This is a genomic window from Martinezella multihospitum, assembly GCF_900094585.1.
Lineage (GTDB): Bacteria > Pseudomonadota > Alphaproteobacteria > Rhizobiales > Rhizobiaceae > Rhizobium > Rhizobium multihospitium.
Window position 1 is genome coordinate 774,188 of the sequence record NZ_FMAG01000004.1, and the last position, 21,027, is coordinate 795,214.

17 protein-coding genes are annotated in these 21,027 nt (G+C 58.6%); 10 read left to right on the forward strand and 7 right to left on the reverse strand.

Annotated features, from left to right (window positions below):
• Nucleotides 1–122: 122 nt before the first annotated feature.
• On the reverse strand, nucleotides 123–1,337 hold the full coding sequence (locus tag GA0061103_RS19700) for a beta-ketoacyl-[acyl-carrier-protein] synthase family protein (RefSeq protein WP_092714036.1): 1,215 nt from the start codon (nucleotides 1,335–1,337) through the stop codon (nucleotides 123–125).
• A 98-nt stretch (nucleotides 1,338–1,435) separates the two neighbouring features.
• Here GA0061103_RS19700 and GA0061103_RS19705 point away from each other — a divergent pair, with 98 nt between their 5' ends.
• A complete protein-coding gene (locus GA0061103_RS19705) occupies nucleotides 1,436–1,720 on the forward strand; it encodes an acyl carrier protein (RefSeq protein WP_092714038.1) in 285 nt (94 codons plus the stop codon).
• A gap of 132 nt (nucleotides 1,721–1,852) precedes the next feature.
• On the opposite strand, the gene GA0061103_RS19710 is transcribed toward GA0061103_RS19705, so the two are convergent.
• Nucleotides 1,853–3,157, reverse strand: a complete 1,305-nt coding sequence (locus GA0061103_RS19710; RefSeq protein ID WP_092714040.1) for an Nramp family divalent metal transporter — start codon at nucleotides 3,155–3,157, stop codon at nucleotides 1,853–1,855.
• A 173-nt stretch (nucleotides 3,158–3,330) separates the two neighbouring features.
• Here GA0061103_RS19710 and GA0061103_RS19715 point away from each other — a divergent pair, with 173 nt between their 5' ends.
• The 4 genes from GA0061103_RS19715 to GA0061103_RS19730 are packed head-to-tail and all read left to right on the forward strand — an operon-like array spanning nucleotide 3,331 to nucleotide 6,849.
• Nucleotides 3,331–4,248: a metal ABC transporter substrate-binding protein gene (locus GA0061103_RS19715; protein WP_092714042.1), complete on the forward strand. Its 918-nt coding sequence runs from the start codon at nucleotides 3,331–3,333 to the stop codon at nucleotides 4,246–4,248.
• Complete coding sequence (locus GA0061103_RS19720) at nucleotides 4,245–5,150, forward strand: manganese/iron ABC transporter ATP-binding protein (RefSeq protein ID WP_092714044.1); 906 nt, start codon at nucleotides 4,245–4,247, stop codon at nucleotides 5,148–5,150. Before GA0061103_RS19715 ends, GA0061103_RS19720 begins: the two co-directional genes overlap by 4 nt.
• The gene (locus tag GA0061103_RS19725) at nucleotides 5,150–6,007 is read left to right on the forward strand and encodes a metal ABC transporter permease (protein ID WP_092714046.1); all 858 of its coding nucleotides are present in this window, start codon (nucleotides 5,150–5,152) and stop codon (nucleotides 6,005–6,007) included. The genes GA0061103_RS19720 and GA0061103_RS19725 overlap by 1 nt, the downstream gene beginning before the upstream one ends.
• Nucleotides 6,004–6,849, forward strand: coding sequence for a metal ABC transporter permease (locus GA0061103_RS19730; RefSeq protein ID WP_092714048.1), 846 nt, complete (start codon nucleotides 6,004–6,006; stop codon nucleotides 6,847–6,849). The genes GA0061103_RS19725 and GA0061103_RS19730 overlap by 4 nt, the downstream gene beginning before the upstream one ends.
• Nucleotide 6,850: 1 nt before the next feature.
• Here the strand turns inward: GA0061103_RS19730 and GA0061103_RS19735 are convergent, their stop codons facing one another.
• The 3 genes from GA0061103_RS19735 to GA0061103_RS19745 all read right to left on the reverse strand — a co-directional run bounded on the left by GA0061103_RS19735 (nucleotide 6,851) and on the right by GA0061103_RS19745 (nucleotide 9,783).
• Entirely contained in the window at nucleotides 6,851–7,291 is a 441-nt protein-coding gene (locus GA0061103_RS19735) for a Fur family transcriptional regulator (protein ID WP_092714050.1), read from the reverse strand.
• A 238-nt stretch (nucleotides 7,292–7,529) separates the two neighbouring features.
• The gene (locus GA0061103_RS19740) at nucleotides 7,530–9,158 is read right to left on the reverse strand and encodes a thiamine pyrophosphate-binding protein (protein WP_092714051.1); all 1,629 of its coding nucleotides are present in this window, start codon (nucleotides 9,156–9,158) and stop codon (nucleotides 7,530–7,532) included.
• A 292-nt stretch (nucleotides 9,159–9,450) separates the two neighbouring features.
• Nucleotides 9,451–9,783 (reverse strand): hypothetical protein, encoded by a 333-nt coding sequence (locus tag GA0061103_RS19745; protein ID WP_245304807.1) that lies wholly within the window; start codon nucleotides 9,781–9,783, stop codon nucleotides 9,451–9,453.
• A gap of 343 nt (nucleotides 9,784–10,126) precedes the next feature.
• Between GA0061103_RS19745 and GA0061103_RS19750 the strand changes: the two genes are divergently transcribed.
• Entirely contained in the window at nucleotides 10,127–11,599 is a 1,473-nt protein-coding gene (locus GA0061103_RS19750; protein WP_425349520.1) for a nucleobase:cation symporter-2 family protein, read from the forward strand.
• A gap of 654 nt (nucleotides 11,600–12,253) precedes the next feature.
• Complete coding sequence (locus GA0061103_RS19755) at nucleotides 12,254–13,303, forward strand: porin (RefSeq protein ID WP_092714055.1); 1,050 nt, start codon at nucleotides 12,254–12,256, stop codon at nucleotides 13,301–13,303.
• A gap of 66 nt (nucleotides 13,304–13,369) precedes the next feature.
• On the opposite strand, the gene GA0061103_RS19760 is transcribed toward GA0061103_RS19755, so the two are convergent.
• A complete protein-coding gene (locus tag GA0061103_RS19760; RefSeq protein WP_141694450.1) occupies nucleotides 13,370–13,570 on the reverse strand; it encodes a hypothetical protein in 201 nt (66 codons plus the stop codon).
• Nucleotides 13,571–13,852: 282 nt separating this feature from the next.
• On the opposite strand from GA0061103_RS19760, the gene GA0061103_RS19765 reads away from it, so the two are divergent.
• On the forward strand, nucleotides 13,853–15,949 hold the full coding sequence (locus GA0061103_RS19765) for a carboxy terminal-processing peptidase (protein WP_092714058.1): 2,097 nt from the start codon (nucleotides 13,853–13,855) through the stop codon (nucleotides 15,947–15,949).
• Nucleotides 15,950–16,481: 532 nt separating this feature from the next.
• Entirely contained in the window at nucleotides 16,482–17,066 is a 585-nt protein-coding gene (locus tag GA0061103_RS19770; RefSeq protein WP_167376618.1) for an IMPACT family protein, read from the forward strand.
• 62 nt (nucleotides 17,067–17,128) lie between these two features.
• On the opposite strand, the gene GA0061103_RS19775 is transcribed toward GA0061103_RS19770, so the two are convergent.
• Nucleotides 17,129–18,421 carry an MFS transporter gene (locus tag GA0061103_RS19775; RefSeq protein WP_092714062.1) on the reverse strand — a complete coding sequence of 431 codons (1,293 nt, stop codon included), beginning with the start codon at nucleotides 18,419–18,421 and terminating at the stop codon, nucleotides 17,129–17,131.
• A gap of 929 nt (nucleotides 18,422–19,350) precedes the next feature.
• On the opposite strand from GA0061103_RS19775, the gene GA0061103_RS19780 reads away from it, so the two are divergent.
• The gene (locus GA0061103_RS19780) at nucleotides 19,351–20,910 is read left to right on the forward strand and encodes a glycosyltransferase family 39 protein (RefSeq protein ID WP_092714064.1); all 1,560 of its coding nucleotides are present in this window, start codon (nucleotides 19,351–19,353) and stop codon (nucleotides 20,908–20,910) included.
• The last annotated feature ends 117 nt before the right edge of the window (nucleotides 20,911–21,027 follow it).

The window sequence follows — 21,027 nt, forward strand, 5'->3', positions numbered from 1 at the left end:
TTGGCCGGGTTGTACTTCCTGCTGTGCTTGTTGCTTGAATGATGCACCGCATGTCGCAGAGCGACAAATCTCCATACTTTCTGCAAATCCAGCATTTTCATCTGAACCGATCTCCTATGAAGCTAGGCGTCATACCGCTTGAAAGCGAGGACCGCATTCAATCCGCCAAAGGCAAAGGAGTTGCTCAATGCCACACGGAGCGGCTGAAAGCGAGCCGTATTGGGTACGACGTCGAGATCGCATTCCGGGTCGGGCACGGTAAAATTGGCGGTCGGCGGTATTGTTTCGGTCCTTATGGCCAGCGCCGTGGCGATCGCCTCCAGCGCTCCGGCGGCACCAAGCGCATGGCCGTGCACCGCCTTTGTCGAGCTGACCGCGATCCGATCCGCGCGGCTGTCAAAAACGGTGCGGATGGCGCGGCATTCCATCGCGTCGTTCGTCGGCGTGCCGGTACCATGTGCATTGATGTAATCGACGGACGCCGGCTGGAGCACCGCATCCTTCAGAGCCGAGTGCATTGCCCTGACCGGCCCGTCCAGCTGCGGTTGGGTGAGATGATGCGCGTCGGCGGACATGCCGAAGCCAACGATTTCCGCATAGATTTTCGCTCCGCGCGCTATGGCGGTTTCAAGAGGCTCCAGCACCAGTATTGCGCCGGCCTCGCCGAGGTTCAGGCCTTCCCTGTCCTTGGAAAAAGGTCGGCAAGGCTCGGGATCGACGACCTGCAACGCATCCCATGCCTTCAGATAGCCGAAGCTGAAAGGCGCTTCGCTTCCCCCTGCGATGGCCAGATCGAGCGTGCCCTGGCGCACCATCCAGAAGGCCTGACCGATCGCATGGGCCGATGAAGCGCATGCCGTCGAAAGGGTGTAGGACGGCCCGGTCAGGCCGAAGTCCATCGAAATCGCAACCGTCGCGGCGCAAGGCATCACTTTCGGAATGGTGACCGGATTGACGGGCCGCGCCGTGCTGCCATAGAGCCTCAGAAAAGCTTCATCCTGGGTCGCCTGCCCGCCGATCGTCGAGCCGGTAATAACGCCCGTATTGCGCTTGAGCGTCTCGGTCCACTCAATCCCCGCATCCCCTATCGCCTCGTGAGCGGCCGACAACGCCAGTTGTGCGAAGCGATCGAGATAGCCGAGCTTCTTGCGATTGATCTGCTGGTCCGGCTGAAAATCACGCGCAACGGCGCCATGGCGGATATTGAGGCGGTTCTCGTCAAACCCCTCCAGCGGACCGAAGCAATGCCGCCCACTTTTGACGGCCTGCCAGAATGGCTCAACTCCATTGCCCGTTCCGGCGACGACGCCCATTCCGGTAATCACGACCCTGCGCATGCCATTCTCCTCAGCGTCTCGACATCGATATTTCAGCCCAGCTTAATCTTGCGATGGAATAACCGGCTTCCCGCAATCCAGTTTTTGTGGAGAGATAAATGACTGAGCCACATCCCGCCATCGCCGACAAGCTGCGCGATTTGATCGCGGATTTTCTCGGTGTTCCGCCTGCTGAATTGACGCCGGAGCGGCGGCTGGAAGAATTCAATGTCGACTCGTTCGATTTCATCGAAATTCTGTATCTCATTGAAGATAAGACAGGCCTTGAAATCTCCGCCAGCCCCACCGAACTCCGCGGCAAGATCGACTGTATTGGAGACATCTATCGTCTCGCAGAAGAATACGCGATTGCGGCAAATCAAAAGCAAGCATCGAACGGCTGAAAAATCCTTCGACTGAGGAGCGACGCCGAGCAGTGCGCAGCGTCATCGAGCGGCGAGCTATCGGCCTGCCGCCCTTCCCCGTCGGATGATGTGATGTTTTCGAGCTGGTTTTCTATGCCAGACGCGGCGGTCTCAGCCGAGCCCAGGGATCGGAATGCCGAAGGTCTGGAGAAGCAGGACCACGTTCAGGCATAGGATGACGATCGTTCCGACGATGGCGGCGATATCGGTCATCCGGCCGTTTGCGAAATCCCCCATGATGGCGCGATTACGCGTGAACATGACGAGCGCGATCATCGGAACCGGCAGCGCGAAGGACAAGACGACCTGGCTGTAGAGCAGGGCGTCGGTCGTGTTGACGCCGAAGAGGACGACCACGAAGGCCGGCAGCATCGTCACGAGACGGCGCACCCAGATCGGGATATGGAAGCCGACGAAGCCCTGCATGATCATCTGGCCGGCCATGGTGCCGACGGCCGATGACGAAATGCCTGACGCCATCAGCGACACGAGGAAGACGGCCGCAGCGGCACCGCCGAGAAGCGGTGTCAGCATGTGATAGGCGGTCTCGATCTCGGCGACTTCGGGATGGCCGGCATGAAAGGCGGCCGATGCCATGACCACCATGGCAATATTGACGGCACCGGCCACTGCCAACGCGATGATGCATTCCCAATTCGAAAAACGGACCAGCTTGCGCCGCTCGAAATCATTGCGGGCCGGCGCGCGATGCTGCGTGAGGCCGGAATGGAGATAGACGGCATGCGGCATGACCGTTGCACCGATAATACCGACGGAGATGGTCAGCGCAGTCATGTCAGGCATGGATGGGGTTACGAGCCCCAAGCCGACCTGTCCCCAGGCCACCGGCGCGATGAACATTTCGATGACATAGCAAAGGCCGATAACGGCCACCAACGCGCCGATGATGAGCTCCATCGGCCGGAAGCCGCGACCCTCGAACAAGAGGACGCCATAGGTGACGATGGCGGTCACCGCCATCCCTGCCAGAAGCGGCATCTGGAAGAGCAGCGATAGCCCGATGGCGCCCCCGAGGAACTCGGCAAGATCGGTCGCCATGGCCGCGACCTCGCTGACGATCCACATCGCGATGCGAACCGGCGCCGAAAACTGATCGTGGCATACCTCGGCAAGATTGCGGCCGGTGACGATGCCGAGCTTGGCCGACAGCGCCTGGAACAGCATGGCGATCAGATTCGCCATCAGCACCACCCATAGAAGCGAATAGCCATAGCTGGAGCCTGCCTGGATATTCGTCGCGAAGTTGCCGGGGTCCATGTAGGCGATGGAGGCGATCATGGCGGGGCCGGCAAAGAGCAGCATCGCACGCACGCCTCGCCGCCGTCCGGCCAGCACCTCTCGGATCTGCTCATCCGTCCGCTCCGACAATGTCGGCTGCCTCACTATTTCCGTCATCGCATTTCTCCAGCCTGGGGGTCCGCCGTAGATTTTTACTTGCAACTCATTCTTAATTGCAAGATATGGGAAATCGCGCGTGCGTCAACCATTTTTGCAAATCAGTATCAATTGCAAAGAGAACGGGACGTCCGATAGATGCAACTAGGTCTTAATATCAATCCGGAGGTAGTATGTTCGACAAGATGAGACGGTCTATCCTGGCCGGAATGGCGGGCGCATTTGCCGTCGTCCTGGCAGCGGCCCCAAGCGCTGCTCAAGAAAAATTCAAGGCGGTCACGACCTTCACGATCATCGCCGACATGGCAAGGAACGTTGCGGGCGATGCCGCAACCGTCGAATCCATCACCAAACCCGGCGCGGAGATCCACGAATATCAGCCGACGGCAGGAGATATCCAGCGGGCACAGGGAGCAAAGCTCATTTTCTCGAACGGCCTCAATCTGGAGCTCTGGTTCCAGAAATTCTATCGAAACCTCGAGGAGGTCCCTGACGTCGTCGTTTCGACCGGCATAGAGCCGATGGGCATCGCCGAAGGCCCATACGAAGGCAAGCCCAACCCGCATGCCTGGATGTCGCCCGAGAACGCAATCATCTATGTCGACAATATCCGCGACGCCTTCGTCAAATACGACCCGGGAAACGCGAATACCTACAAGGCCAACGCCGAAACCTATAAGGAAAAGATCAGGGCGACGGTCGCTCCGATCCGCGAAATGCTCGACAAGATCCCCCAGGACAAGCGCTGGCTGGTCTCGAGCGAAGGCGCATTTTCCTATCTCGCACGCGATTTCGGCATGAAGGAGCTCTATCTCTGGCCGATCAATGCCGACCAGCAGGGTACACCGCAGCAGGTGCGCAAGGTCATCGATACCGTCAGGAAAGACCGGATTCCTGCCGTCTTCAGCGAAAGCACCGTATCGGACAAGCCGGCCCGTCAGGTGGCCCGCGAAACCGCCGCGCATTATGGCGGCGTGCTTTACGTCGATTCGCTGAGCGAAGCTGACGGCCCTGTGCCGACTTATCTCGACCTTCTGCGGGTGACGTCCGAGACACTCGCCAATGGTCTGAGCGAAGGTCTGTCGCAATGAGCGCTTCCGGCAATGGCTTTAATTCGCCCGCATCTGACGATGCGGGCTCCGGCATCACGGTCCGGAATGCCGCCGTGACCTATCGCAACGGGCATACGGCCCTTCGGGATGCCAGCTTTCGCATTCCCAAAGGGACGATCGCCGCGCTGGTCGGAGTAAACGGCTCGGGCAAGTCCACCCTTTTCAAGGCCATCATGGGCTTTGTCCGGCTTGCGAGGGGTGAAATCCGCGTGCTCGGCATGCCGATCGAAGATGCGCTGCGCCGGAATCTTGTGGCCTATGTGCCGCAGGCCGAGGAGGTCGACTGGAATTTCCCGGTTCTGGTCGAGGATGTGGTGATGATGGGCCGCTACGGGCACATGGGCATGATGCGTATCGCCAAGGCGGCCGACCATGAAGCCGTCGCCGCCGCGCTTGCCCGCGTCAACATGGGCGAATTCCGCAAGCGCCAGATCGGAGAGCTCTCCGGCGGCCAGAAGAAGCGGGTCTTCCTAGCCCGTGCGCTGGCGCAGGACGGCCGCGCGATCCTTCTGGACGAGCCATTCACCGGCGTCGACGTCAAGACCGAGGAACAGATCGTCAAGCTCCTCCATGAGCTGCGGGATGAGGGCCGCGTGATGCTGGTATCGACCCATAATCTCGGCTCCGTGCCGGAATTCTGCGACCGGACCATTCTCATCAAAGGCACCGTGCTCGCCTATGGGCCGACGGCCGACACCTTCACGCAGGAGAATTTGGAGAAAACCTTCGGCGGCGTGCTGCGTCATTTCGTGCTGAACAGGACACAAGATGACGGGAAGGCGGCGGTTCGCGTGCTCGGCGACGATGAGCGCCCGCTAGTTCTCGAGGATGGCAGGGTGGCCATCCAACGAGCCGAAGTCGACGGAGGATATCGCGAATAATGACCGGCATCCTCGAACCCTTTGCCTATGAATACATGCGGAACGCCATGTGGGTTTCCGCCCTTGTCGGCGGCGTTTGCGCGTTCCTGTCCTGCTATCTCATGCTCAAGGGCTGGTCGCTGATCGGCGACGCGCTTTCGCATGCGATCGTGCCGGGTGTCGCAGGAGCCTACATGATCGGACTCCCCTTCTCTCTCGGCGCCTTCTTCTCCGGCGGTCTCGCCGCCGCTGCGATGCTCTTTCTCAACCAGCGAACCAGGCTGCGGGAAGACGCCATTATCGGCCTGACCTTCTCGTCCTTCTTCGCGCTGGGCCTATTCATGGTGTCCCTGAAGCCGATGGCGGTGAACATACAGACGATCGTTCTCGGGAATGTTCTCGCCATTACGCCCGGTGATACGCTGCAGCTCGCGATCATCGGCTTCGTCTCCCTGACCATCCTGCTGGTGAAATGGAAGGACCTGATGGTTACCTTCTTCGACGAAAGCCATGCGCGCTCCATCGGGCTCAATCCGACCGCACTCAAACTGATGTTCTTCACGCTGCTCTCGGCCTCGACGGTCGCGGCCCTTCAGACGGTCGGTGCCTTCCTCGTGATCTGCATGGTGGTGACGCCCGGCGCGACGGCCTATCTGCTGACCGACCGCTTCCCGAAACTATTGGTGATCGCTGTCCTCATCGGCTCGCTGACGAGCCTCATCGGTGCCTATGCGAGCTATTTCCTCGACGGCGTGACCGGCGGCATCATCGTCGTGCTGCAAACGGCGATCTTCCTGATCGCGTTCTTCCTTGCACCCAAGCATGGCATGCTGGCGGCACGCCGACGGGCGGCGCAAGCGTTGGAGGATGGACGATGAGCTTGATCGACACCATCCTTTCCCCCATGAAGTTCGATTTCATGGTCAATGCGCTGGCGATCTCGATGCTCGTTGCCGTGCCGATGGCGCTTCTTTCCTGTTTCCTGGTGATCAAGGGTTGGGCGCTGATGGGCGATGCGATCAGCCACGCGGTCTTCCCCGGCGTGGTCATGGCCTATATTGCCGGCTTTCCCTTTGCCGTCGGCGCATTCGCTGCCGGCATGTTCTGCGCCGTCGCCACCGGCCTCCTGAAGGACAATAGCCGCATCAAGCAGGATACCGTGATGGGCGTGGTCTTCTCCGGCATGTTCGGCCTCGGTCTCGTTCTTTACGTCAAAGTCCGCTCCGAGGTGCATCTCGATCACATCCTGTTCGGCGACATGCTCGGCGTCTCCCGGCACGATATCGCAATGGCGGCCGTCATCGCCGCGATCACGGCGGCAGTCATCGGCATCAAGTGGAAAGACTTCCTGCTGCATGCGTTCGATCCCGCCCAAGCGCGCGCTGTCGGCCTGCGGGTGAAGCTGCTGCATTATGGATTGCTGGGGCTGATCTCGCTGACCATTGTCGGTGCCCTGCAGGCGGTCGGCCTCATCCTTGCGGTTGCCATGCTGATCGCGCCGGGAGCGATCGCCTTTCTGCTTGCCCGCAAGTTCAGCACGATGCTCGTTCTGGCAATGGCGATCGCGGCAATCGGCTCCTTTGCCGGCGTCTACCTGTCCTTCTTCATCGACAGCGCACCGGCGCCGACCATCGTGCTTCTGCTTGCGATGGTCTTCATCCTTGCTTTTGTCCGCGCCACCCGCAAAGCGGCATCGATCGAGGCAGGTGACATGAGTTAGATCACCCGATGTTTTTGCGGCTGCGCGCTCTTTTCAAGGGTCTGACATAGATTTCAAGCTTGTGCCCGACGATCTCGAAACCGTGCTTTCGCGCAATCTCTTCCTGAAGGCGCTCGATTTCATCGGACCGGAATTCAGTGATCGTGCCGGTCTCCAGATTGATCAGATGGTCGTGATGCTCCTGATCGGCACTTTCGAAACGCGCCGGACCGTTTCCGAAGGAATGACGCTCGAGAATGCCATTTTCCTCAAGGATGCTCAGCGTTCTGTAAACGGTGGCGATCGCGATGCCGGGATCGATCGCCGTAACGCGGCGATGAATTTCCAGCGCGTCCGGATGATCCGACGCCTCGGACAAAACCTTGGCTATTGCCTGCCTCGGAGCTGTCAGGCGCAGCCCCTTCTCCTTGCAAAGCCCGGCAATATCTTTCTTTTCATTCATGGATCAGAACCCAAATACATCGGCACATCGCAATTATCGTGATTCTGCGGCGATATTCCACGCCAAGCCCCGGCGCAACCTTTTCTGCTTTACAGTCATCAACACTGCATCGCAACGATCCGCCGGAGACGTCTCAGTAATCGCCTCGGCGCACGCGGCAGCCCACCGCCGGATCACCGGCTGATCCTCACCCTGCCCCTTGAAGGCGATTTGCCTCTGGCGACCACGAAAGAGATCGTCAGATGCGCATTCGCGGCACGTCGTTGGGATCGAGGCGCAGCTCGATCAGTACCGGGCGATTGCGGTTCCTGATAGCGTCAAGAGCGCTTTCAAGCTCATGAGCCGAGCTGACCGCAACGCCGTGTCCGCCGAGCGCAGTCGCCACTTCGGCAAATGAGGGCCAGTTGAACTGGGTGAGACCCGGATCCATCTTCCGATCGCGAAACTGGATGTGTTCGGCCCCATAGGCCGAGTCGTTGCAGACGATGACGATCAGGTCCTGACCGAGACGCACGGCGGTGTTGAATTCGTTGACGCCGCTCATCATGAAACCGCCATCCCCGGTAAAAAGCGCTACCGGCCGATCCGGCGCGGCAACGCTTGCGCCGATCGCCTCCTGCAATCCAAGACCGATCGAGCCGAAATTTGCCGTTACGACGAAGCTGTGCGGGTCGCTGACGGAAATCCGGCACCAGACCTCGGTCATGAAACGCCCGCCGTCGGTCACAAGTACCCGGTTCTTCGGCAAGGCCTTTTCCAGCTCTTCGAGCGCCCAGATGTAGTTCACATATCCGGCATTCGTCTTGCTGCGCTGATCGCGTGGATGGGTGGTGAGCGAAGGGACATCCAGTTCGTGCGTGAAACCGCTCGGCGAAATCTCCGCGGCATCCAGCCAATGGACGAAATTGTCTGCCGTCAGGCCCGAATCGGCCACCAGGGCCGCATCCGGATGAATGTTCTTGCCGATGGCGCGTGCATCCATGTCGATCTGGACGACACGTTTACCCTTCAGGAGCTTGCCCCTGTCAGTGGTGAAATCATGCAATCCCGCTCCGAAACAGATCAGGCAATCCGTCTTGGCAATCAGATCATAGGCGGCAGGCGTGCTGAGCGTGCCGAAAATGTCCATATTATAGGGATGGCCGCCGAAGAGTCCCTTTGCCTTCAAGGTCGTCGCAAGCGGCGCTTCCAGCCGGTCCGCCAGGCGGATAAGCTGATCGCGCGCGCCGCAAGCCCCGCCGCCCGCGAGGATGAGCGGGCGCTTTGCCGAAGCGATGATGCCGATGGCCCGGTCCAGCCCATCGCCCTCAGGCACATATCCGGGAGCATCGAAGACTTCGAACACAGCCCGCACATGAGCCTGCTCGCACCACATGAAATCGGCCGGCATGTTCAAGACGATCGGACGCCGCTCGACCCGGGCACGATAGAAAGCGCGGGCAACGTCCCGGGTTGCGGTTTCCGGCGAGCGCATCTGCTCGAAGCCGGCGCCGGTGGCCTTGACGACCTCGCGCTGATCGATGCTCTGCAGATGGTGCGGGTTGACGACCGGCGTGTCGCCCGCCAGAAGCACCATGGGGATGGAGCCGCGGGCGCCTTCGGTGAGCGCCGTGACACAATTGGTCAATGCCGGGCCGTGGGTCACGCTCGCCACACCGACCTTTCCGGAGACATGGGCATAGGCGAGCGCCATCAGGACCGAGCTTCCCTCATGCGCCGCGGGCACGAAACGGCCGCCGCATCCACGCACATAGTGGTCGATCATGAAGAGGTTGGCATCCCCCATGAGGCCGAACATCGTGCCGACATCATGATCGCAAACCGCATGCGCAATCGACTGGTACACATAGATCGCATTCTCGGTCATCTCGAGTATTTTCCCTCCCGTAGCACTTCGAGCCGTTGATGCTCAGAATATCAGCTAGAGCGTACAAGGGGTGCGCAAGTTTCGGATGAGAACCCTATCCAAGCGCAAGATAATTTCCATAATGCGGAAAGAAATGCACGATACGTGCGTCAACATATCAAGAGTTCATGGCACCGTCGAGACCTGCCGATTCATCGGGAGATGGACAGGCGGTTTTAGGACGCGAGGTATCAAGGGGACCGAACGAGTTTTGTCCCAACTCTGCAGCCGCTGACAAGGCAGACCAACTCTCCTATCGGGAAAGATGGAGGTTCTCGCCTGCAAGTTTCTGCTTCGTGTCATCAAGCTTATTATAAGCGGCCTGTATGATATCGATATCGGCTGCGTGACCGATGCCGGCCAATTTATAAAGCACATGGCCAACGGCTATATCCACGCGCGGCTTGTTCTGCGCATAGACTTTCGCGACGATCGGCTGGATTGCATCTTCGGCCCCATCGGCTGCGAAGTAGAGCTCCAGAGCTCGATACAAAAACGCATCCCGGCGATCATTCAGATCCAGCAGGGACTCATCGCCGACACTCGAAGCCAGCAGCCTGACTGCCTTGTTTTGATATTCGCTCATTATACCCCACCCAAATCTTCTGAATGATACTCGAACCGGAAAAAGGACTATATGTTTCTGCCCATATATTCTTTCGCGAGACTGAACCGGCCTCAATGGCCGCACCGTCAGTTGCCTTGATACGAGCCGACATAAAGTTGCTGCTCCGTCTCGGCTGCATGGGGTCTTCCCACCTCCCAATTCCACCGGCGAAAGATCGCGGTCCGCCAACCAGACCAGCGCGGGCATGGCCTTCTGGTAAGGTGTTTCGCATTTTTCTATAAAGTCATCAGACGGCACACACCGTAACGTGCAAGGCTCGTTTGGAGGAAACGAGAAACGCAAAGGTATGGAGGAGATTACCTTGGCAACAGCCGCAGAGGAAAATACCGCACGCCCATCCCCTGAAGATGAAAAGCTCAGCCTTGGTGCCAATCTGGCCTATGGCCTTCAACATGTCCTGACCATGTATGGTGGCATCGTCGCCGTTCCGCTGATCATCGGCCAGGCATCGGGCCTGACGCCGGGCGACGTCGGCCTGCTCGTGACCGCATCGCTGTTTGCCGGCGGCCTCGCAACCATCCTGCAGACGATCGGAATACCGTTCTTCGGCAGCCGCCTCCCCCTCGTACAGGGCGTATCCTTTTCCGGCGTCGCGACAATGATTGCCATTACCGGACATGGGGGCATCCAGGCCGTTCTCGGCGCAGTCATTGCGGCGTCGTTCATCGGGCTCCTCATCACGCCCGTCTTTTCACGCATCACCCGCTTCTTTCCCCCGATCGTCACCGGCATCGTGATTACGACCATCGGGTTGACGCTGATGCCGGTTGCGGCAGGCTGGGCGATGGGCGGCAATAGGAACGCACCGGATTTCGGCAGCCAGGCCAATATTCTGCTTGCGGCGGTAACACTCATGATCGTGCTGCTGCTCAGCAAGCTGGGTAGTGCCGCCATATCGAGGCTATCGATCCTGCTCGCCATCATTATCGGCACGGGCATAGCCTATGCGGTCGGCATAGCTGACTTCTCACGGGTGATGAGCGGCCCCTTCGTCGCCCTGCCACAGATCTTTCATTTCGGCTATCCCGTGTTCGATATGGCGGCGATCATCTCGATGTGCATCGTCATCATGGTGACGCTGGTCGAAACCTCAGCCGATATCCTCGCCGTCGGCGAGATAGTCGGCACCAAGGTCGATGCGCGCCGGCTCGGCAATGGCCTGCGCGCCGATATGCTCTCCAGCATTCTCGCTCCCGTCGTCGGCTCCTTCACCCAGAGTGCCTTTGCCCAGAATGTCGGCCTCGTGGCCGTGACTGGCATCAAGAGCCGATTTGTCGTCGCAACCGGCGGCCTCTTTCTTGTTGCCCTTGGTTTGCTGCCGATCGTGGGCCGCATCGTCGCCGCCGTTCCGAGTTCCGTCCTCGGAGGAGCAGGCCTCGTCCTGTTCGGGACGGTCGCGGCAAGCGGTATCCGCACGCTCGCCAAGGTCGACTACGAGAACAACATGAATCTCATCATCGTGGCGACCTCGATCGGCTTCGGCATGATTCCGATCGCCTCGCCGGGCTTCTACGAGCATTTTCCGGCCTGGGTCATCACCATTTTCCACTCCGGCATCAGCTCTGCCGCTCTGATGGCGATCACACTGAATCTGCTATTCAACCACCTGACAACAGGCAACTCGGATCAGCAATCGGTCTTCGTCGCCGGAACAGAACGCCTGATCCGGTATCAGGATATCGCCGGTCTGCATGAGGGCGATTATTTCCTGAACGGCAAGCTCTATGACGCCAAGGGTGCGGAAGTTCCATTGGTCCCCGCGGAAGCCCATTAAAACACAGAGGGACCTGCTTCGGCGGCTGCAAATCATTCCGCACGGCTGAGTCCGCCTGCCAAACCCCGTGGACCGGCGGCCCCACAATTGCGCCGGTCTCGTAATCCAGCCATTTGGCCGGGGACATCTGCCGCTGAAGCATTGCCCGAGTGCGCAAGTGGCCTGCACTGAGTTCGGCTCAAGACGCGCTGCCGAGCAGCACGTTCCCCTCTCCACCCGTAGATTGGCAGGTCGTAAACCACGACCTCCGATCCCTCCGCAATTCATCTAACTGACTTGAGTAAGATTGAGCCAGGATTCGCGCTACACGCACCCTTCAGTAATTATTTTATAGTTTGTATTCTTTACTTATTACTTTTACGAAATTTTCGATTAACAACATACATTTCGTACGTTTATTACGTATAGATTTCTAATATACTTCATATACATACTAAGATCGCGTGATTTTCTGGTGTATTTTTGCATCTTTGACGAATTTATGACGATAATTACTTTATAACTTCGAATTATTCTATTTCGATGCATCAAAAGCCTCGCTAGCGTGCCAGCACGAAAGTCTTTCGGGCTTTCGGTAAGAGGGAACCCCGAATTGATGAACGTGGCGGAAAACCTCCGGCTGCGTTCCGATCCGGCAAATCGATTGGAGAAAAAATGAATATCAAGAGCCTTCTTCTCGGCTCCGCTGCTGCTCTGGCAGCAGTATCCGGTGCTCACGCGGCTGACGCAATCGTCGCAGCCGAGCCGGAGCCACTGGAATATGTCCGCATCTGCGACGCATACGGCGCAGGCTACTTCTTCATCCCGGGCAGCGAAACCTGCCTCAAGATCGGTGGTAAGGTTCGTACCGAAGGAAAGTGGTACGACGCCTACAGCCCAGACACTCACTATGGCACTCTCTGGCACACTCGTGCCGAGTTGCAGCTGCAGACGGCAACCGACACCGAATACGGTCCGCTGAAGACCAACACCGAGCTGCGTTGGGACTGGAATGACGGCGGCGCTACGGCGACCAACCTGCTGCACGCCAGCATCAGCCTCGGCGGTTTCACCATCGGTAAGGAAGATTCTCAGTTCAACGTCTTCACCGGCTACGCCGGCGACGTCATCAACGACGACGTGATCGCTGATGGCCCGTACGAACTGAACCAGATCACCTACAACTACGACGCCGGCAACGGCTTCACGGCTGTGATCTCGGTTGAGGACTCGAACTCCGGTTCGGGCGCGACGGGTGCAAACGGCGAAGACAGTCACAACCATTACGCTCCGGACGTTGTTGCCGGTGCTGGTTACAAGGCTGGCGCATGGTCCTTCAAGGTCGTCGGTGGTTACGACTCGATCGTTGAAGAAGGCGCTATCAAGGCTCGTATCGACGCTGACTTCGGCGTATTCGACGCCTTCTTGATGGGCGGCTGGAACACCGATGGCAAGAAGCTCAACAAGTATGCGCCTGGCGATTCGATCGGCCAGAGCTGGGGCGACTGGGCTGTCTGGGGCGGCGTTGGCGTTCCGGTCAACGAAAAGCTGAAGTGGAACCTGCAGCTTGCCTACACCGACAACAAGACCTTCTCGGCAACCACGAACGTCAAGTGGAAGCCGGTCAAGAACCTGCTCATCGAGCCGGAAGTCACCTACACCAACTGGGATTCCATCAACAAGGACCAGTGGGCTGGTATCCTCCGCTTCGAGCGTTCGTTCTAATCTGATCTGAACTAGACCTCCGATCAGAGACGGAAGAAGACCTGGTTTCCCTCCAGGTCTTCTTCTTTAATTCGTTAAAACCGTGTTCCGGCTGCCATTCCAATCCGCATGACACGCGTCCCCCAGCAATGCGAGAGGCAACGCACGCGTTACCGAGGCGAAACTTTCCAGCCTGGTGGCCTGCGCCACTGCGATGAAGGCGCGCTGGAAGTGAAGACTGTTTTCGCGACGCTCCCGTTGCCGCACATTGTCCATCGCGAGATCCAAGAAAGGTCCTCCGACCCTCAAGATCCGAAGACGATACCGCCCGACACACCTCCGCATGGCCAAGAAACGTTTCGCGCAGCATCTTCTACGGCACCTCAAGGCCCAATCCGGTAGTCCAGCTCCGTATTCACGGCTGTGTTGACGATCCCCGCAACTGGCGCAACACGAATGTTTCGAGAATCTTTCCCGAAGGAAAGCATCTGTCTGGTTGCCAAAAAACCATAATTGTTCCACCTAGATTATAGATTGAACATTTAACGTTGAGAATCGGGCCAAGACTTGATGCGTACGAAATATGGTTTCCTCTGCCTGTTCCTGGCATTTGCCTCATCGGCATATGCTCTGGAAGCCGGTTCACCGCCAGTTTTGACACCGCTGCCGCAGCAGGCGCAAGCCGCTCATTTGACAGCGCAATTTCTGCAGCGCTTCCACTATAAGCCCGTTCCCCTGGACGATGTCCTGTCTGCCAGGATCATGAATCGCTTCATCAAGTCCCTCGATCCGGATCGGGTCATCTTTCTGCAGAGCGATATCGACAAGTTCATGGCGGGCAGCACCAAGATCGATGACGCCATCAATCAGGAAGACCTGAATATCCCGTTTTCCATTTTCAATGTATACGAGCAGCGTGTCGTCGACCGCATGACCTATGCGCGCAGCCTGCTCAATCAGAAGCTTGATTTCACCACCAAAGAAGACTACTCGCTGGTGCGCGACAAGGAGCCCTGGCCGCAAACCGAAGCGGAAAGCAACGATCTCTGGCGCAAGCGCGTCAAGAACGACTGGCTGCGCCTGAAGCTTGCCGGCAAGGATGATGCCGCCATTCGCGATACGCTCGACAAGCGCTACGAAAACTCCCTCGAGCGCGCCTATAAATACAAAAACGACGATGTCTTCCAGACATTCATGGACGCCTATACGACGTCGGTCGACCCGCATACCGATTATTTCGGCGCGACCGCCTCGGCCGAATTCGATATTTCGATGAAACTCTCGCTGGTCGGTATCGGCGCGGTCCTGCAGGAAAGGGACGACTATACCACGATCCGCGAACTGGTCGCTGGCGGCCCGGCACAACTGTCCGGCAAGCTTGCGGTCGGCGATCGCATCATCGGCGTCGGCCAAGGCGAAAACGGCCCGATAAAGGAAGTCGTCGGCACGCGGCTCGATGAAATCGTGCAGATGATCCGCGGCGCCAAGGGCTCGGTCGTGCGCCTTGACATCTTGCCGGCCGATGCCGGGCCGGATGGCAAGCATCACGTCATCAGTCTCGTACGTGACAAAATCAGCCTCGACAAACAGGCTGCCAAGCAGACGATCCTGTCGGTAAAGGACGGCAACACGACGCGCAGGATCGGCGTGATCACGCTGCCGGCGTTCTATGAAGATTTCGAAGCGCGGCGCAAGGGCGACAAGGATTACCGCAGCGCCAGCCGCGATGTCGCCAAGCTTCTCGGTGAACTGAAGCAGGAGAAGGTCGATGGCGTCCTGATCGATCTGCGCAACAATGGCGGCGGCTCGCTGGCCGAAGCGATCGACCTGACGGGCCTGTTCGTCGGCAAGGGTCCGGTCGTCCAGCAGCGCGATGCCGGCGGCGAAGTGGAGGTCGAGAGCGATGATCTTGCCGCCCCGGCCTGGACCGGCCCGGTCGGCGTGCTGATCAATCGCGGCTCGGCATCAGCCTCCGAGATCTTTGCCGCGGCGATCCAGGATTACGGTCGCGGTGTGATCATCGGTGAACCGAGCTTCGGCAAGGGCACGGTGCAAACCGTGGTCAATCTCGATCAGGTGGCCCACAATCAGAAACCGAAATTCGGTGAGCTGAAACTGACCGTCGCTCAGTTCTTCCGCGTCAACGGCGGCACGACACAGTTGCGCGGCGTGACGCCGGATATCAGCCTGCCGGGGCTTTCGGACCTCAAGACCTTCGGCGAGTCGAGCTACGACAACGCGCTGCCGTGGACGCAGGTAAAGCCCGCGAACTACAAGCCCTGGAGTGACATCCAGGCGCTGCTGCCGCAGCTGCAAAGTCGCCATGACGCGCGGGTGAAGGATGATTCGGAATACCAGCGCTTCGTGGAAGACGTCACCACGCTGAAGGAGCAGCGCGACAAGAAGGTCATCTCTCTCAACGAAACCGAACGCCGCAACGAGCTGACTGCCCAGGCAAACCGTCTCAAGTCGCGCGGACAGGTGAATGATGGCATCGATACCGGCGAAGATGATGGCCTGCAGGCCAATGAGCGCAGCCTGAGCGCCGATATCGCCATCGAAAAGGCCCGCAAGAGCGCGAAGGATATCCTGCAGAACGAGGCTGCCTCCATCGTTGCCGATGAGGCGGACCTGCAGGCCGGCATGTCGAGGGCCGCGGCAAAGTAGTCACGAAGCTGCATCGCGCCCCTCACGACCGAGGGATCGACGTCGCTGCCGTGACGTCGATCCGGCTCTCTGGCTGCTGGTGCATAAGACCCGCGGCTAGAGTAATTCCAGGAAAAGTGTGGACGGTTTTCGGACAACCTCATGCTCTATTTCTTTGATTTCAGAGCGAATTCAGATTTAGATCGAATAGACCCGAAATCATCCAGCTTCAGGGCCTCAGCTACGTTTCAGCTACTCGTTGTAGGCTATGCGCGTGCGATACTTGCGCCCCCAACAAAGTCTCGCACGAGGCGCCGATAAGGCTCTCTGCTCTGCCTCATGCCAATGAGGCAGAGCTCCCGTCGCCCGGATCACGCTCAGCGAGCCTTGACCGTGCGATCGAAGGCCTTGGATACCGTTCGTCGGCGATCCTAATTCACCTTTGCAAAGGCGGTCAGGACTAGTCTCATCCCCCACAGCGCGCCATCGCATGTCTTTCCGGATGGCCGCGACTGCCTCTTCGCATGGCGCGCGAAATTGGCTAAGAGGCCATATGTTTGAGCTTGTTTCGATCGCCACCGCCAATCAGGAAGTCAAGCGAAGCCGGTTCGTTGCGACGGCCGCTCCGATTGCCGATACCGAGGCGGCAAAGTTGTTTGTCGCACAGCACTCGGTCATGGATGCCAATCACAATTGCTGGGCTTGGCGTATCGGACAGAATTATCGCTTCAGCGATGATGGCGAACCGAGCGGCACTGCCGGCAAGCCGATCCTCCAGGCTATCGACGGCTTCGAATTGGATATGATCGCCGTCGTCGTGACACGCTGGTTCGGCGGCACTCTTTTGGGCGCTGGCGGATTGATCCGCTCCTATGGCGGCACCGCCGCAATATGTCTGCAAGGCGCGGAGAAGAGAGAAATACTCCCGACCGTCGCGGCAACGATCGATGTGCAGTTTTCCCATCTCGCTCTCGTAAAGGCGAAACTTCTCGCCGAGGCAGGCGTGCAGCTTGTGGAGGAACGCTTCACCGAATCCGGAGCCGTGCTCGGTGTGACCATCGCCGCCTCGATGGTCGAACGGGTCGTTGACAACATCCAGGATCTCACAAGCGGTCGAGCAACTATAAAGTTGGATTGATCAGAACACGCAGAGATACGAAGGATGATGTCTTGTCCCCGTGATAGGGCGGAGATAGGCAATCAATCGCCGGAGAATACAGCGCCCTGGGACGGCTCCGGCAGCACGGAAGCGGCTACGCGCAGCACGCCATGAAACCCGACCCAAAGCGCAATCGACCCGAGTGCAAAACTGCCGAGGATCATGAACATCGTGCCATAGCCGATCTCCTGCGCCAGCCAGCCGCCGATCGCCGGGCTCAGGGATGCACCGACACCCTGCATCGTCATGACGACACCCTGGCCGACATTGATGCGGCCGGTCCCGTTCAGGATGCGGGCGACGAGCGTTGGCACGGCAACGCTTTGCAGGCCCGCGCCGATGCCATCGAGAAGCTGAACGGGATAGACACCCCAGGACGTCATTAGATGCGCCGCCACGAGGCCGCGGATCGGCAGCGAGACGAACGAGATCAGCAGCACGAGCCACTGCCCTCTCCTTTCCGCCATATGCATCGCGATCAAGGAGGTAATGATCATCGTGCCCTGCGCCACCACCACGGTCAGGGCGACGAAACCCGCAGGATCGGCCTGCCCGGCGGAGACGACAGCCAACCCGAACAATGGCAACATCGCGCCGTTGCCAAGATGAAACAATGCAAGGGCACCAGCCAGGATGAGCAGCGGCTTCGACTCGGCAAGCACCTTGAAGCCGCTCGGTTTTCGGTGTCTGGCAGGCTCCGCCTCCCCCAGCGGACCAACGGCGGCAAGGGTCGCGCCACGCGCTTCGTCATCGTCGATCGCATCAGACGGGATCATCAGCACGGAAATGATGGTCAGCACGCCGAAGACGGCTGACAGCCAGAACACGGCGGTAAGCCCGAACATCCAACCGAGCCATCCCGACAGCCCGGCGCCGACCAGGTTGCCGGCATGATTGAATGCCTGATTGTAGCCATTCTGCCGATTGAAGCCCGCCTGCCGGACAATGCCGAGAGTGATGCCATTGAGGGCAGGCCCGATCGCGGCACCGGCAATAGCGGTCGCAACCTGCGACAAGGCCACGACCCAGAAGAGCTGCGACACCAACAGGATCGTGGAGGCGAGGACGGTGCAGATGCCAAGCACGATTACGCATGTGCGTTTATGCGTCGTCTCATCGATGAAGGCTCCTGCGGGCGCCATCATCACCATCCCAGCAATCCCACCGATCGTCATGACCGAGCCGATCGATCCGCTTTGCCAGCCATGGGCGACAAGGAAAACCCCGAGGAAGGGTCCGATACCCGCCTGAACATCGGCCATGAAGAAATTCAGAAATCCTAGTGGGACGAGAGCTCGGGCTTGCTGCTGGTCGTTGGGGGATGAGCGCGACACGTGACAACCACATGGTTCCTGAAATCGTCAAATGAAAAGCGCTGGATGGGAAAAAGTTCCGCGACATTTGAATAGATGTAGGCCTAGCCTGTGCTCTCAACTGCTCCGTCGCGAACGCGATCTGCTGGCCGAAGGACAATTCAGGCGTATTGCCATCGGTCTATGTCTGGAGATGCCCTTCGTCCTGCCGAGCTTTCCATTCGTCCGGACCTGGCATCGCCGCCGCGATCGGGGTGCGGCGCATCGCTGGCTCCGCGGGCAGATCGAGAAATTACTGCAGCCGGCGGCATGAACCGCAGGCGGCAAACCTCTATAAAGTCGAGGAGCATGTCCGCTCGGATCGAACTCGACAGGATCGAGTGTTTCGAGGGGGAGCCTATTTCCGCACCCATACGGAAGGCCGAAAGTCCAATCAGCTGAAAAAGAGAAGGATTCGGAGGGAAAGCCGAATCCTTCTCGTCTTGATCGGAGGTCAACCGATCGGGGTGGGCAGCCGCATCGGATTGGAACGATGGGCTGCGGCTACCGACACAGCGTGTCGGATGGCGGTCGGACTCGGAGTTTGAAAGTGCCCCCTCGCCCAAGCTTGACCCCTGTATACATACATTCGGTATGTTTGACAACAAGTTCGATGCGGATTAAGGCGGCATCTGGAAAAAAATTGTTGTTGGCACGTGCCACGGCATTCATATTCCCGCAGCCATAGGCAGATATTTGACTAGGCAGATTCGCCCAGCGTAATACGGGAGCGCTGAATGCGAAGAACAACGAGGATGCTTTGCCGACCTGGCTACCCAAGGAATGATATCTGGTAAATCAGATCTGCCCTCGATATGCCGCCCCTTGAAATCCTACTGAAAACGATTGTGCCGTCGCGACATCTATGACATGGCGCGTGCGACGATAGTGGCAATCGCTGGGAGAACCGGATGAACTTTCTGGGAAAAGACAGTTTTGCGGGTGCGCATCGGCAGGCTGCGTCAATCGACAACAGGTCATCCTCCGAATATTGGTGGGTGCCTGGGAGCCTGGCCATATATTTCATCGTGCAGGCAGCCGTCCGCATCGCCATCTCCAACTCGCTGCGGATCGATGAAGCGCAGCAGTTCCTCGTGGGCCAATGGCTCGCCTGGGGATATGACGCCCAGCCACCGCTCTACAACTGGATTCAGTACGGCGTCTTCGAAATTTTCGGCACGAGTGTCGCATCGCTCGTCATCGTGAAGAATCTTCTGCTCTTCCTCGTCTACCTCGCCTATTACAAGCTTCTGAGGCTGCTCGTGGCTGACAAAAGGCTGGCGGCGGTCGGAACGCTATCGCTCCTGACGATGCCGCAGATGTTCTGGCAGGCGCAGAGAGACCTGACGCATACCGTCGGCACTCTGCTTGCGGTGCTGATGCTAATCTACTTCGTCGTTGCGACCATTCGTCGCCCGACGGTCATCTCCTATGCGCTGATCGGCCTTTGGGCCGGGCTTGGAATGCTCACCAAGTACAATTTCGCTCTGGTGATCATCAGCGTTCTCGCCGCGACCTTCTTTCATCCCGAAGGGCGAAAAAGACTTTCGGACTGGCGCCTTCTGCTGACGCTCGCGATCGCCGGTCTCGTGTTCCTGCCGCATGCCGTATGGATGGTGTCCAACATGGACCGTGTCCTGACAACGACGGTCCACACCATGGCGGAGCAAGGCGCCGGCGGAAAACTTTCCGACATCGGTTTCGGACTTCTCGAACTGGTCAAGACGAGCGTTGCGATCGTCGCCCCTACGAGCGTGATCTTTCTGCTGTTCTTCCGTCAATCATTCCTGCGTTCGCTGCGTGCCAGAAGCGAATGGAGCGATTTTGTCGGAAGGATACTTTTAAGCACGGTCGCGATCCTGCTGGTGTTGATACTGGTGATAACGCTCACGGAGTTTCGCGACCGCTGGCTGCTCCCCTTCCTGTTTCTGGTGCCGGCCTACTTCTGTCTGAAACTCGACGCCGCGGGCGAGCAACTTGGAGCTGACATAAAGAGGTTCCTTTATGTGCCCATCGTCATGATGGTGGCGCTGCCATTGATACTGGGTGGAGGCATCCTCTTCGCTCGGTTTTTTCATTCTTATGAGCATCTGAACACGCCCTATGCGACCTTCGTGGACAAAATCGTTGCCGCGGAAGGAAAACAACCCTCGGCGGTCGTGACGACGACCTGGCACAAGGCGGGCAATCTTCGTGTGAACATGCCGCATACCGCCGTGATATCAACGGAATATCCCGCATCGGACCTTAGTCGGCAGGTCATAGGAGATGGACCGGTCCTGTTGGTCTGGAACGAGCGAGACGGACATCAGTCAACCATGCCGAACGCCTTGAAGCTGTGGTTTACGTCGAAATACGGAACGGCGGCACAATTGCCATCGCAGCAGGATATTGCCCTTCCCTATTATTACGGGAAGGACCCGGATCGCTATCATTTTGGTTATGCGTGGTATTATCCGAAGTCGAACTGACCTGCGGCACTGCAGCCGTGCGACCTCATCGATGAAGAGACGACTGAGAGGCAGCAGGTTCCGCTTGCATTCACCCAGGCAAACTCAATCTTGAGTAGTTTCGGCTAAGCATCACCC